13 protein-coding genes are annotated in these 13,391 nt (G+C 70.7%); 4 read left to right on the top strand and 9 right to left on the bottom strand.

Annotated features, from left to right (window positions below; genetic code table 11):
- Window positions 1-43: 43 nt before the first annotated feature.
- The 3 genes from gdhA to ACPL7H_RS14300 all read right to left on the bottom strand — a co-directional run bounded on the left by gdhA (window position 44) and on the right by ACPL7H_RS14300 (window position 2,775).
- Window positions 44-1,399, bottom strand: a complete 1,356-nt coding sequence (gene gdhA, locus ACPL7H_RS14310; protein ID WP_424797532.1) for an NADP-specific glutamate dehydrogenase — start codon at window positions 1,397-1,399, stop codon at window positions 44-46.
- A gap of 94 nt (window positions 1,400-1,493) precedes the next feature.
- Window positions 1,494-2,381: a M48 family metalloprotease gene (locus ACPL7H_RS14305; RefSeq protein ID WP_424797531.1), complete on the bottom strand. Its 888-nt coding sequence runs from the start codon at window positions 2,379-2,381 to the stop codon at window positions 1,494-1,496.
- A 34-nt stretch (window positions 2,382-2,415) separates the two neighbouring features.
- The gene (locus tag ACPL7H_RS14300; protein WP_424788272.1) at window positions 2,416-2,775 is read right to left on the bottom strand and encodes a BlaI/MecI/CopY family transcriptional regulator; all 360 of its coding nucleotides are present in this window, start codon (window positions 2,773-2,775) and stop codon (window positions 2,416-2,418) included.
- Between the two features lie 194 nt (window positions 2,776-2,969).
- On the opposite strand from ACPL7H_RS14300, the gene ACPL7H_RS14295 reads away from it, so the two are divergent.
- From ACPL7H_RS14295 to ACPL7H_RS14285, 3 genes are read left to right on the top strand one after another with little or no spacing between them, the layout of a single operon-like run.
- Window positions 2,970-3,371 (top strand): hypothetical protein, encoded by a 402-nt coding sequence (locus ACPL7H_RS14295; protein WP_424797530.1) that lies wholly within the window; start codon window positions 2,970-2,972, stop codon window positions 3,369-3,371.
- Window positions 3,371-4,429 (top strand): hypothetical protein, encoded by a 1,059-nt coding sequence (locus ACPL7H_RS14290; RefSeq protein ID WP_424797529.1) that lies wholly within the window; start codon window positions 3,371-3,373, stop codon window positions 4,427-4,429. Before ACPL7H_RS14295 ends, ACPL7H_RS14290 begins: the two co-directional genes overlap by 1 nt.
- A 5-nt stretch (window positions 4,430-4,434) precedes the next feature.
- Window positions 4,435-5,391 carry a metal ABC transporter substrate-binding protein gene (locus ACPL7H_RS14285; protein ID WP_424797528.1) on the top strand — a complete coding sequence of 319 codons (957 nt, stop codon included), beginning with the start codon at window positions 4,435-4,437 and terminating at the stop codon, window positions 5,389-5,391.
- A 12-nt stretch (window positions 5,392-5,403) separates the two neighbouring features.
- On the opposite strand, the gene ACPL7H_RS14280 is transcribed toward ACPL7H_RS14285, so the two are convergent.
- The gene (locus tag ACPL7H_RS14280) at window positions 5,404-6,036 is read right to left on the bottom strand and encodes a DUF4203 domain-containing protein (RefSeq protein WP_424791638.1); all 633 of its coding nucleotides are present in this window, start codon (window positions 6,034-6,036) and stop codon (window positions 5,404-5,406) included.
- 131 nt (window positions 6,037-6,167) lie between these two features.
- Here ACPL7H_RS14280 and ACPL7H_RS14275 point away from each other — a divergent pair, with 131 nt between their 5' ends.
- The gene (locus tag ACPL7H_RS14275) at window positions 6,168-6,782 is read left to right on the top strand and encodes a TetR/AcrR family transcriptional regulator (protein ID WP_424797527.1); all 615 of its coding nucleotides are present in this window, start codon (window positions 6,168-6,170) and stop codon (window positions 6,780-6,782) included.
- Window positions 6,783-6,816: 34 nt separating this feature from the next.
- On the opposite strand, the gene ACPL7H_RS14270 is transcribed toward ACPL7H_RS14275, so the two are convergent.
- The 5 genes from ACPL7H_RS14270 to ACPL7H_RS14250 form a co-directional block, all read right to left on the bottom strand.
- Window positions 6,817-7,989 (bottom strand): acyl-CoA dehydrogenase family protein, encoded by a 1,173-nt coding sequence (locus ACPL7H_RS14270; protein WP_424797526.1) that lies wholly within the window; start codon window positions 7,987-7,989, stop codon window positions 6,817-6,819.
- Window positions 7,990-8,149: 160 nt separating this feature from the next.
- Window positions 8,150-9,769: an ATP-binding cassette domain-containing protein gene (locus ACPL7H_RS14265; RefSeq protein ID WP_424797525.1), complete on the bottom strand. Its 1,620-nt coding sequence runs from the start codon at window positions 9,767-9,769 to the stop codon at window positions 8,150-8,152.
- Complete coding sequence (locus tag ACPL7H_RS14260) at window positions 9,766-10,623, bottom strand: ABC transporter permease (protein ID WP_424797524.1); 858 nt, start codon at window positions 10,621-10,623, stop codon at window positions 9,766-9,768. Before ACPL7H_RS14260 ends, ACPL7H_RS14265 begins: the two co-directional genes overlap by 4 nt.
- Window positions 10,620-11,618 carry an ABC transporter permease gene (locus ACPL7H_RS14255; RefSeq protein ID WP_424797523.1) on the bottom strand — a complete coding sequence of 333 codons (999 nt, stop codon included), beginning with the start codon at window positions 11,616-11,618 and terminating at the stop codon, window positions 10,620-10,622. The genes ACPL7H_RS14260 and ACPL7H_RS14255 overlap by 4 nt, the downstream gene beginning before the upstream one ends.
- A gap of 4 nt (window positions 11,619-11,622) precedes the next feature.
- Complete coding sequence (locus ACPL7H_RS14250) at window positions 11,623-13,284, bottom strand: ABC transporter substrate-binding protein (RefSeq protein ID WP_424797522.1); 1,662 nt, start codon at window positions 13,282-13,284, stop codon at window positions 11,623-11,625.
- Between the last annotated feature and the right edge of the window lie 107 nt (window positions 13,285-13,391).

The following is a 13,391-nucleotide window of genomic DNA, read 5'->3' as shown; positions in this document are numbered from 1 at the left end:
CGCTCTCGGGCGGGCCGGGTCGGCGCCCGCGGGACGGGGCGGGTCAGATGACCCCGAGGGAGAGCATCGCGTCGGCCAGCGGGATGAATCCGGCCACGTTTGCCCCGGCAACGTAATCGCCCGGGGTGCCGTACTCCTCGGCGGTGGCCAAGCAGCGGTCGTGGATGCCGCGCATGATGTCCTCCAGCCGGGCCTCGGTATGCTCGAAGGACCAGGAGTCCCGTGAGGCGTTCTGCTGCATCTCCAGCGCACTGGTGGCCACGCCACCGGCATTGGCTGCCTTGCCGGGCCCGAACTTCACCCCGGCATCTCGCAGCGCGCGCACCGCTTCGGGGGTGCAGGGCATGTTCGCGCCCTCGGCGACGATCTGCACGCCTGCCTTGATCAGGGCGGCGGCGTCCTGGCCGTTCAGTTCGTTCTGCGTCGCGCTGGGCAGGGCGATCTGGCAGGGCACCTCCCAGACCGAGCGGCCCGGGACGAAGCGGGCTCGACCGCCCTTGGCCTCGACGTAGTCGGAGACCCGCCCGCGACGGACGTCCTTGATCTCGCGGAGCAACTCGAAGTTGATGCCGTCCTCGTCCACCACGTAGCCGGAGGAGTCCGAGCAGGCCACGACGGTGCCACCGAGCTGATGCACCTTCTCGATCGCGTACAGTGCCACATTGCCGGAGCCGGAGACGACCACCTTCTTGCCCTCGAAGGTCTCCCCGCCGGCGCGCAGCATCTCGTTGACGAAGAAGACGGTGCCGTATCCGGTCGCCTCGGTGCGGACCTGCGACCCACCCCAGGTCATGCCCTTACCGGTGAGCGTGCCGGACTCGTACCGGTTCGTGATGCGCTTGTACTGGCCGAACAGGTAGCCCAGTTCGCGCTTACCGACCCCGGCGTCACCTGCGGGCACATCGGTGTACTCACCGATGTGGCGATAGAGCTCGGTCATGAAGGACTGACAGAACCGCATCACCTCGGCGTCGGAGCGGCCCTTCGGGTCGAAGTTGGACCCGCCTTTGCCACCACCGATCGGCAACCCCGTCAGCGAGTTCTTGAAGATCTGCTCGAAACCCAGGAACTTCACGATCCCCACGTTCACGCTGGGGTGGAACCGCAGGCCGCCCTTGTAGGGGCCCAGCGCGGAACTGAACTCAACCCGGTAGCCGCGGTCGATCTGCACGGTGCCTGAGTCGTCCACCCAGGGAACCCGGAAGATGATCTGCCGCTCCGGCTCACACATGCGGCGCAGCACCGCGGTGGTGCCGTTGGCGTACTCGGGATGCTTGCTCACCACGGGACCCAGGCTGCCCAGCACCTCACGGACCGCTTGGTGAAACTCGGTCTCACCGGGGTTGCGTGCGAGCACCTCGGCGTAGATGTCCTGCAACTTCTCGTCCAGTCCGGGCATGGCGACAACTCCTCTTCGTCAGGGCGCGCTACGTTCAGGCGGCGACGTCCGCAGAGGATGTTACAGGTATCGCAATGTGGCGGTCGCGGCTGTGTCAAAAACTGGACAATGCTCGGCCCGCCTGCAGCAACCACGGCCCAGCCAGCACGGCGGTGGGTATCACCAGCACGGCCACGGCCGCCAGGTAGGCGAGCGCGGCCGTCCCGCGGCGCCTGAACCGGCTGGGCTCGGGCTCGGCAAGGCGTTGCAACCGCGCCTGTATCCGGGGGTCATCGGTGGTATCGGCCAGGGTCTCCAGGGCACCGCGCAGTTGCGCCCGGGGCGCGCGGGCCAGCGCGGCATCGTCGGCGAGCAACTCCAGCAGATGGTCGACGGCGTGGCGGGCCACCTCCGAGCGCACCACCGTGGGGAACGCCACATGCAAGGCGGTGAAGGCTTCCCGGACCAGGTCGTGCCGTGCGCGCAAGTGGGCGCGTTCGTGCTCGATCACCGCCTCCACCTCGCCCGGGCCGAGCAGATCGATGGCGGCATCGGTCAGCACGACCCTCGCGTCCTGCCCGGGGACGCAGTACGCCATCGGGACGCCGCCGGCCAGCACGTGTACCCGGCGCGGGTCCGGGGTGGCCAGCAGATCCAGCAGTTCGCGGTGCCGGGCCCGGCGACGACGGGTGTCCAGCCCCAGCCGCAGCGAGGTGAGGCCCAATCGCACCACGATGACGCCTGCCCCGGCGCCCGCCACCGCGAGGGCGACGAACAGCGCCGGGCGGCCGAGCGTGCCGCCGGCGTTCTGATAGGAGCGCCAGGCCTCCTCCGGGATCGCCAGCACCGCCCCTACGGCGGCGAGTACCGCGGCCAGGGCCACCGCCTGCCACAGCGTCACCCCGGCCCGGGGCGCCTGCTGCAACCATCGGGCGCGAACCAGGATCGGTGGGAGCACCCAGGACAGCACGAGCGCCAGCACCAGCAGGGCGATACCGGTCACGAAGGGGTCCTGGACGGCGGAGCGGCGCCCGCCCTCAGTGCTGGGTGTCCAGAGCCGCGCGGATCGCCTCGGCTTCGCGTGGGCTGACCCGCCCGACGAACTGCTGCAGGGCGGCGACCCGCTGGGACGGCTCGGTTGTGCCCCCGAGGGCGTCCAGCATCAGGTCTGCGGTCAACTGCTCCCGGGTGCGGCTGGGGGAGTAGCGGAAAGCCCGGCCCTGGCGCTCCTGGGTGAGGAGGCCCTTCTTGGCGAGCCGATCCAGCACGGTCATCACCGTGGTGTAGGCGAGTGGCCGGTCCGGGGTCAGGGCCTCGTGTACCTCGCGCACGGTGCAGGGGCCGTCGGCGGCCCACAACTGCGTCATGATCGCGCTCTCCAACTCACCCATCGCCATCGTCCCAGGGTACTACGCGGCGCACGTACGACGCCATCTAGTACGACGCTACGCAGTAGTGGGATCCGTCGAATTGCTCGGTCAATTCCTTTTGATAATGAGAACGGGTCCCATTATGTTTAGCGATGTACTTCATCTCCGAGCGGAAGGAACGAGCGCCCCGCGCTCATCACGGCATGAGAAATGAGAACCCCATGGACGAACGAGTCCGGGAACCCCGCAAGAGCCCGCTGCGCGTCGGGAGCGCTCACGCCCCGGTCCTGGCCGCACGCGCCTCCACCGATGACGGGGGCGCCCGTACCCGCCCCGGGGTGGTGACCGCGCTCGGGTTGGCCCTACCCCTGGTACTGCTTGCGGCCTGTGGTCAGAGTGACCCTGATCCAGGCCACGCCGCGACCGATCGGCCAGTCGATACGGACACCGAGGAAGCGACGGAACAGGAGGTTGCCGAGGTGGCTGCGCGTACTCCGCGGCTGGCGATCACCTACGACGGCGGGGTGCAGGTGCTGGACGCCGCCACCCTGGAGGTGGTCTCCGACATCGACCTCGCCGGTTCAACAGGCTCGCCGACGCCGGTGACGGACGGCACGCACTAGTGTCCACCAGCGGCGGCTTCCAGGTGTTGGACCTGGGTACCTGGGCCGAGCCGCACGGCGACCACGCCCACTACTACACCTCCGATGCGGTCCTGACCGAGACCATCTTCCCCGCTCAGGCACCCGGGCACGTGGTGGTCAACGAGGGCCGGACCACCCTCTTCGACGACGCCGGTGGTCAGGTGACCGTCTTCGATTCCGGCGACCTGCGGGACGAAAGCCGTGACGTGCGGGGCTACACCGCCGAGGATCCGCACCACGGGCTCGCACTGGAACTGAGTGATGGCACCCTGGTGGTCTCCCACGGCGACACCGAGGCCCGGACCGGCATCCGTGTGCTGGATGCGGCCGACGCCGAGATAGCCGCCTCCGACGAGTGCCCGGGCCTGCACGGCTCGGCGGTCAGCGCCGCCGAGACCGTCGTGGTCGGATGCGCCGACGGCGCCCTGATCTATGCCGACGGCCGGATCGCCAAAGCGACCAGCCCGGATGAGGACGGCTCGATCGGGACGTTGTCCGGTGCGCCGAATTCCGCGGTAGTGCTCGGTAACTACAGCGAACCCACCCAGGTCTCGTTGATCGACACCGCCTCCGACCAGGTGCACCTGGTGGGCCTTCCTGCGGCGTACTCCGGGACCTCGCTGGCCCGCGGCGATGACGGCGAGGCGCTGGTGCTCGGCACCGACGGTCAGATCCACGTGATCGACCCCGAGACGCGTGAGGTGGTGGCCGCCATCCCGGTGATCGAGGAGTGGAGCGTGCCCGAGGACTGGCAGGAGCCGCGCCCGGGCTTGACCGCACTCGACGGCTCGGTCTTCGTCACCGACCCGGGCACGGCCACGATTCACGCCGTGGACATCCCCACCGCCGAGGTGTGGAACACCGCAGAGTTGAACGTGACGCCGAACGACCTGATTGGCGTCACTGGCGATCTGGTGGCCGAGGTGTCCGAGGACGATCACGCCCACGATGAGGACGACCCCGCCCACGACCACGACCACGACCACGATCACGATGAGGACGATCACGATCACGACGATGAGGACCATGACCATTGAGTCCGGTGGCCGCCGTCAAGGGCACGCGGCCGGCGTCTGCGGCCCGGGCGCGCCGCCCCGGCGCCCGGGCGCGGTCCCGCTCCGGCTGCGGGCTCGCCGTCGTTTCGGCAACGGGTCTGCTGGCCCTGGCAGGCTGCACCCCGCCGGATGAACCGGAGGGCATGCACGTCGTGGCCGGATTCTCCCCGTTGGAGTTCCTCGGCGCCGAGATAGGGGGGCCGGAGGTTACCGTGACGTCGCTGACTGCCGATGGGGCCGACCCGCACAGCCTGGAGTTGTCACCGGTGCAGGTCGGCGAGATGGAGTCGGCTGACCTGGTGATCTACCTCTCCGGGCTGCAGCCGGCGACGGATGAGGCGGTGGACATGGTCGATCCCGCGCATGTTGTCGACGTCGAAGCCGTCGCCCGAGCGCAATTACCCGCCGACGCCGGACCGCCAGACGTTGATCCGGACGACCCACACTTCTGGTTGGACCCGCTTCGCTTCGCCGCGGCGGGCCATGAAGTGGCCACCGAACTCGCCGCCCTGGACCCGGAGGGTGCCGCAGGCTATCGGGCCCGGGCGCAGGCCCTGGAGGCAGACCTGATGGACCTGGACGGGGAGTTCGGCGCCGTGCTGGCCGGGTGCACCGGAGCGACGCTGGTCACCTCTCACGAAGCGTTCGGGTACTTGGCCGATCGCTATGGCCTGGAGCAGGTCGGCATCGCCGGCGTGGATCCCGAGGTGGAGCCCTCCCCGGCCCGGATGCGCGAGGTCGCCGGCGTGATCGCGGACACCGACGTGCTGACCATCTTCTTCGAGGCGAGGGCCAGCCCCCGGGTGGTGGAGGTACTCGCGGAGGAGATGGGTGTGCAGGTCGATGTGCTGGACCCGATGGAGCGCGGTACCGGCGCGGACTACGTCGAGGTGATGCGGGCGAATCTGGAGGCACTGGAGCGCGGCCTGAACTGCCCTGGGTGAGGCGGCGCCGGCTCAGGCCCCGCCGGCCGGTGCCGAGCGCTGCCACTGGGCGCGCCCACCGCGCCGGACGCGGCTGCGGCCCTGAACCACGATGCCGGCGACGGCGACCACGATGTAGAGCACCGTCCACCACCAGCGGTCCGGCCAGGCGATCTCCGCCAGCTCCGGTCCCGGGGGCGCCTCGCCGATCAGGATCAGCACCGAGGCCAGGATGAGTGCGGCGCCGGCCAGCGCCGTCAGCACGATCAGCAGTATCGCGGGCAGGCGCAGGGCCAGCGCCACCAGCGCCAGCACCAGGCCGGCGATCAGGCCCACCACCATGGCCACCACCTCGGAGGCACCCAGGGAGTTCGCCAGCGCGGTCCCGAGTGCGAACCCGAGCGAGCCCAGCCAGATCAGCACGGCCAGCACGTAGAACCAGTACGCCGCCAGCGCCAGCAGAACCGCCGCCGCGATCGCCGCGATCCACCCCCAGGCGTCCCCGAGTAGCGGCTGGTCGGTGAGGCCGGCGGCCAGGGATGCCCCGAGGCTGAATCCGACGAACGCCCCCCACAGCGCCAGCAGGATTCGAGCCAGGGAGCCACCGCGGAAGCACAGCAGCGCCCCGAGGGCGAGACCGAGCAGGCCGATCAACAGGTTCGTCATGTCCCCATCGTCGCAGGGATCGCCCGATGACGCTCGGGGCGTCGATCACCGGCATGCGGCGGCGGGTAGGTACATCGTGCCGGGTGAACCGGTCGCGCCGCCGCGGGCCGGCGGCGGTCTAGCATGAGGGGATGGTGCTGATGAGCGAGGGTGTGCGGGAGCGGCCGGTGGCCTCCCCGCGTCGTCAGCAGATCCTGGACGCCGCGGCCGACCTGTTCGCCCGGCACGGATTCCACGGGGTGTCCATCAACGACATCGGCCGCCAGGTGGGTACCTCCGGCCCGGCCCTCTACCGGCACTTCGCGAGCAAGGAAGCAGTCCTCGCCGAACTGCTGATCGGGATCAGCGAGCGCATCCTGAGCGTCGCCCGGGAGCGACTTTCGGACGTCGAGCCGGGGCGGCAGGCGCTCGCGGTGCTGGTGGACTGGCACGTGCAGATCGCTCTGGACCACCCGGCCCTGATCACGATCCAGGATCGTGACCTGGACAGCCTGGCCGAGGAGGAGCAGCGCAACGTGCGCCGGCTGCAGCGGGCCTATGTCGAGATCTGGGCCGGCACGATCCTGGACGCCGCCCCCGGGGTCGGGGAGGCGACCGCCCGGTCAGCCGCACACGCCGTTCTCGGCCTGATCAACTCCACCCCGCACAGCGCCCGCCTCGGGCGCGCGGCCACCGGCGCCCTGCTGCAGCGGATGGCGTTGGAGGCGTTGAGCCCGCAGTCGCTGGCCGGACCCGGACAGCCCTGAGTGCCCTGATCCCGCGGGCGGCGACGGGGCGTGCTCAGCGGGGCAGTCCGAGTTCGCGGGCGATCACCATCCGCTGGACCTCCGAGGTGCCTTCCCCGATCTCCAGGATCTTGGCGTCCCGGTAGTACCGGGCCGCGGGGAACTCCTCCATGAAGCCGTTCCCGCCCAGTACCTGCGTGGCGGTACGGGCCGCATCAACGGCTGCCTCGGTGGAGTAGACCTTGGCGATCGCGGCTGCCCGGGTGAGATCCCTGGCGGGCCGGCGTCCGGCGTCGCACTCGTCCTTGAGCCAGGCCGCGCGATAAGTCAGCGCGCGGGCCGCCTCGACCGAGACGGCGAGGTCGGCCAACGGGAACGCCACCCCCTGGTTCGCCCCGATCGGGCGTCCGAAGGCCTCCCGGGTGCGGGCGTAGTCGGTGCCCAGGTCCAAGCACGCCCGGGCCAGACCCACCGCGAGCGCGGAGATTGCGACCCGACCGTGGTCGAGCAGGTGCAGGAACTGGCGCAGCCCGGCGCCGCGCTCGCCGACGATGTTCCCGGCCGGGATCCGACAGTTGTGGAATGTGAGCCCGTGGGTGTCCGAGGCGTGCCAACCCAGCTTGTCGTAGGGGGGGTCCACGGTCAGTCCGGGTGTGCCGGCGGGTACCAGCAGCGTGCTGATCTCCGGGCTCCCGTCCGGCATCTCACCGGTACGCGCGGTGATCGTCACCAGGGAGGTGATCGGGGTACCGGAGTTGGTGATGAAACTCTTGGAGCCGTTGATCACCCAGTCATCGCCCTCCAGCCGGGCTCGGGTGCGAGTGGCGCCGGCGTCGGAACCTGCCCCGGGTTCGGTGAGCCCGAAGGCGGCAAGGGCGCGCCCGGCCACCAGGTCCGGCACCCACTGCTGCTTCTGCTCATCGCTGCCGAACCTCAGCAGCGGGCTGATCCCCAGCCCCACCGCTGCCGAGAGGGTGATGCCGATGGACTGGTCCACCCGTCCGATCTCCTCGATCGCCACGCACATGGAGAGGAAGTCGCCCGCGGCGCCGCCGAACTCCTCCGGTGCGGTCAGCCCGAACAGGCCGAGCTCGCCCATCTTCGGGATCAGGTCGACGGGGAAGTGGCGCTCGCGGTCCCATTGCGCGCTGTGCGGAGCGATCTCGGACTCGGCGAAGTCGCGCACCACCCCGCGGAACATCTCGTGGTCCTCGGAAAGTTCGAACATGGTCCCTCTCGGCATTGAGTGTGCCTGCGTCCCAGCGAGTCCCCGGGAACTGGTCGCTTCCGTCCCGGGGCAACGACACGCGTTAGCGATCGATAACAGAGCCGATGTTAGCGCTCGCTAACCTGCGCTGTCCAGAGGGGCCGACGCCGAGGATCTGCTGCTAGTCCCAGTTCGGTGCCGCAGCCAGGAGTTGGCGTGTGAAGTCCTGCTCGGGCCGGGCGTAGACCTGCTCCAAGGGGCCACTTTCGATCACCTTGCCGGCGCGCATCACCAGGACGGTCTCGCACACCCGGCGCACGACGGCCAGGTCATGGGAGATGAAGACCAGCGCCACCCCCTCGGTGGCCTGCACGGTGGTGAGCAGGTCCAGGATCTGTGCCTGAACGGTCACGTCCAGGGCCGAGACGGGCTCATCACATACCAGGACCTTCGGACGGCCGGCCAGGGCCCGGGCGATCGCCAGGCGTTGGCGCTGTCCACCGGACAGTGCGCGCGGGTAGCGGTTCAGCGCCTCCTCGGGCAGGCCCACCCGGGCCAGCAGTTCCGCCGGCGTCCGGCTCGAGCGGGCCCGGTCCAGCGTCCGGCGCAGGATCTGCCCGGCGCGGTGGCGCGGGTCCATGCTGCCCAGCGGATCCTGCGGGATGTACTGGATCTGCCGGCGGCGCGATCGACGGTCTCGTTCGGGAACCCCGCTCCATGCCTCACCGGCGAGGTCCACCTCGCCCTCGTCCGGTTCCTCGGCGGCCAGCAGGAGCCGGGCCAGGGTGGTCTTGCCCGATCCGGACTCACCCACCACTCCAATCGCCTCGCCTGGCCGGACCTGCAGGTCCACTCCGTCCACGGCGGCCAGCGAGCCACCGGACGGTAGACGGAACCGGCGCACCAGGCCGCGTGCGGCGAGCACCGGTGACCACGCCCCGGCCTCGCCGGAACCGGGGTGCTTCGGCCGGGCACCGCCGGCCCCGTCGGGCTGTGCACCTGTGGACGACGTCCCGGCCTTGGGGCCGCGGGGCACCGCCGCCATCAACTCCCTGGTGTAGGGCTGCTCGGGAGCGGTGAGCACCTGCATGGCCGTACCGGCCTCGACCAGCTGCCCCTGGGCCAGCACCACGATCCGGTCGGCCACGCGGGAGACCGCGCCCAGGTCGTGACTGACCAGTAGGATGCCCATCCCCTCATCGCGCAGCCGGGCCAGCAGGTCCAGGATCGTGGCCGCGACCGTGGCATCCAGGGCGGTGGTGGGCTCATCGGCCACCAGCAACTGCGGGCCACCGGCCAGGGCGGAGGCGATCAGCGCCCGCTGGCGCATCCCGCCGGAGAGTTCCGCGGGGCGCTGCTGGGCGCGCAGGTGCGGCTGGTCCAATCCGGCGTCGGTGAGGGCCTGCAGCACCCGCTCGCGGCGCTGCGCGCTGGGTACGCCGCGTACCGCAAGGGTCTCGGCGACCTCGGCACCCACGGTGCGCAGCGGATCCAATGACCCCAGCGCATCCTGGAGCACCATCGCCACCTGGGCGCCCCGGATCCGGCGCCAGTGCCGGGGGGTGAAGGACCGGGCATCCTGGCCGAGGACATCCAGGACACCGGCGCGGATCTGTGCCGGTACACCACCCTCACCGGCCAGACCCAGCGCAGTGCGGGCCAGCACCGACTTGCCCGCACCGGACTCGCCCACCACCGCCACGCACTCCCCGGCGGCCACACTGACCGAGACCTCCCGCAGCACCCGGCCCACGCCGTCGAAGGTCACCGACAGGTCCTGGATCCTCAGCAGCGGGCTCATCGCCGGCCCACCCGACCCACCGCCCGGCCCAGCACGGTCAGCGCGCCGGCGGTGACGGTGATGGCCAGGCCCGGGCAGACAGCGAGCCACCAGGCGCTGGTGATGTGCAACCGTCCGCCGTTGACCATCGCCCCCCACTCCGGGGATGGTGGCAGTGCGCCCAGCCCCAGGAAACTCAGTGCGGCCACCCAGACGATCGCCTGCCCGATACCCAGGGTGATCATCGCCAGCAGCGGCCACAGGGAGTTGGGCACAACATGGCGAAGCAGCACCTCGAACGGGCCGGCCCCCTCCAGGCGTGCCGCCTCGACGTACCCGGCCCGGGCCACCGTGCGGACCCGGGCGCGCAGAATCCGGGCGTATCCCGGTGCGGTAGCCAGGCCCACCGCGATCACCGAGGCCCGCACCCCCGGGCCCATCACCGCCACCAGCAGCAGTGCCAGCACCAGGGTGGGCAGCGCGAACAGTACCTCGATCACCCGGCGCAGGCCCGCATCCAGCCAGACCGGTCCCAGGCCGGAGGCGAACCCGATCACCACCCCCAGACCGACGCCGATCCCGGTGGCGGCGAGCCCGATGCCCACCGACTGCGAGGCGCCGTGCACCACCCGGGCGAACACGTCCCGCCCGGAGGTGTCGGTGCCGAACCAGTACCCCGCGCCGGGCGGGGACAGCGCATCCGCCGGGGCGATCGCGTTCGGGTCGACACCGGTGAGCACCTGCGGCCAGAAGGTGGCCAGGCCGACGACGGCCACCACCACCGCCGCGATCAGCCCGGGCAGGCCGAGCCGGGACAGGGCACCACGCCCCGGGAGCACGCGCGACCTCGGCCGGGACACACCGGACACGCTCATCCGCCCACCGCCGTATCCGTCTGCGGCGTGCGCGCACGCCGGGAGGCCGAGCCTGCTCGCAGCCGCGGGTCCAGAACCCACTCGGCCAGGTCGGCCAGGGTCATCACCACCACGTATCCCAGCGCCACCACCAGCACCGAGCCGATCACCAGCGGTACGTCCTGGCCGGTGGTCGCCTCCATCAGCAACCGGCCCAACCCGGGCCGCCCGAACAACGTCTCCACGACCACCGCCCCGGACAGCAGCGACCCGAAGGCCCACCCGGACAGTGCGATCGCCGGGAGGGCGGCGTGGCGCAGGGAGTGGCGGACCAGCACCCACTGCTCCGAGGCGCCCCGGGCGCGGGACGTGGTGGCGAACGGGGCGGTATGGGCCTCGGCCAGCCCGTCTCGCATCACCTGCCCCAGGAAACCCGCGACGGGAACGGCCAAGGTGATGGTGGGCAGTACCAGCGCACTGGGTGCCGAGGAGGTGCTGGTGGCCGGCAGCCAGCCCAACGAGACCGCGAAGAGGGCGATCAGGACCGCACCGAACCAGAAGTGCGGCAGCACCGAGGCCGCGATCTCCACCCCGCGCAGCACGCTGACCGCCAGCCGGCCCACCCGCCCTCGGGCGCTGACCGCCGCGGTAGCGATGAGCAGCGCCAGTACCCACGCCAGCGCCAGCGCGGCACCGGCCAGGATCAACGTGGCCGGCAGCTGCCCGCCGATCAGATCCGACACCGGCTGGCGCCGGGCGTAGGAGTCTCCGAGTTGGAAGGTGGCCACCCGCCACAACTGGAACAGGTACTGCACGAGCACGGGCTCATCCAGGCCGTACTCGGTCCGCACCGCGGCCACGGCCTCCGGGCCGGCCTGTGAACCGGGCCCACCCAGGATGGCCTCTGTGGGGTCGCCGCCGGCCCCGCGAAGCGCGAAGAAGACCACGGTCGCCACCACCCAGGCCACCAGCGCGGCCGCTCCCAGACGCCCGGCGATCCAGCGCAGCGCGAGCATCACCTCAGTCCAGGCGGGCGTCGATGAAGGTGGGTGTGGCCACGGTGTCCAGCGTCCACACCCCCGAGGCTCCGTTCACCAGGAAGTGGTTCTGCTGGTCATACAACGGCAGGATGTGGAATCCCTCCAGGACCCGGGCCTGGGCCTGGGTGTACAACTCCTCACGCTCGGTCTCGTCGTCGGTGGCCACGGCCCGCTCCAGGAGTGCGTCCAGTTCCGGATCATCGACCTGGGCCAGGTTCGCGAAGTAGCCCGAGGGTGCCGGGACCAGGGAGTCGGAGTGGTACAGGATCCGCAGCACGTCCGGGCCGACCTTGGTGTAGGGCGCGGTTACCGCCTCGTAGTCGTGGGCGGCCAGGTCGCCGTACCAGGTGGACAGGTCCACCGGGTTCAGGATCACCTCGAAGCCCACTGCGCGGGTGTTGGCCTGCACCTGTTCCAGCAACGACTGTTCGGCGGCCACCGACTGGTTGGTGGAGACCGGGATGCGCACGCTCAGGCGCCGGCCGTCGCGGACCCGGTAGCCGTCGTCGTCGAACTCGCTCCACCCGGCCTCGTCCAGCAGCCGTTCGGCGGCCTGGGGGTCGGTGCTGAACAAGGACTCGTCGGCGTAGGCGTAGGGCTCGATCGAGGACAGCGGGGAGAACGCCTGCTCGGCCACACCGGCGTACAGCGTGTCGATGCCCGGGCCGACGTCGGCGGCGCGGATGAATGCCTCCCGAACCCGCTCGTCGTCGAAGGGGGCCTGTCCGCCGTTGAGTTCGAGTCGGTTCACCGAGCCCGGACGGGGCGCGTCGATGTACTCGATGTCCTCGCCCGCCCCGGCGATCGCTTCCGGTTCGGGGTTGTCGATCACGTGCACTTCCCCGGACTGCAACGCTGCGTAACGTGTGGCCGGGTCCGGGATGAACCGCCACGTGATCTGGTCCAGGTGTGCCACGCCGTCGTTTTCGGCCCGAGGCACCCCGGAGGTGTAGTCGGGGTTGCGTACCAGGGTGACGTGCTGCTGGGGCACCCACTCCTGCACCACGAATGGGCCGGTACCGACCGGCGCGGCGCAGTTGGCGTCCATCCCGCGATCGATCCCGGCCGGGGATTGCATCGCGTTCCACGGCTGGGTCAGGGACTCCAGCAACGCCGAGTCGGGCTCGGCCAGGTGGAAGCGGGCGTGATGGTCATCCACCGCCTCCACCCGCTCGACCTTCTCCATCGCCAGGTAGCCGGTGGAAGAGGCCGTGTCGGGGTCCTGTACGTGCTCGACGTTGATCCGGACCGCCTCGGCATCGAAGGGGGTGTCGTCAGTGAAGGTCACACCCTCGGCGAGGGTGAAGTCCCAGGTGAGGCCGTCGTCGCTGACCTCCCAGTCGGTGGCCAGCCAGGGCAGGATGGTGCCGTCGGCGTCCCGGCCCAGCAGCGGCTCCAGGTACTGGGTACTGATCAGGGCCTGGGGGTAGTTGCCGCCCACGTGGGGGTCCAGGCAGGTGGGCTCGGCGTCCCCGGTGGCATAGATCAGGGTGCCGCCGCCGGCGGCATCCTCGGGTGTGGCCGGGTCCGGGCCGGCCCCGTCCTCGGGCTCGGTGGTGCAGGCAGCGATGGTGAGGACGACGGCGAGGCTCACCGCGGTCAGGGCCGGCCGGCCGCGAACGGGGCGGGGGAGGGTAGGCATGAGTTCCTTCACCGGGTGGGCGCGGCCGCAGGAGGCGACCCGACTTGCTGGACGGAGTCCAACAAGTCTATGGCTCTCGGGTACTGCCACTGCCCGGCCGTGATGAA

Source organism: Pseudactinotalea sp. Z1732 (assembly GCF_049724975.1).
Taxonomy (GTDB): Bacteria; Actinomycetota; Actinomycetes; order Actinomycetales; family Beutenbergiaceae; genus CALKWS01.
The sequence above is the reverse complement of the archived record's forward strand: the minus strand, read 5'-3'. Positions and strand labels throughout refer to the sequence as shown.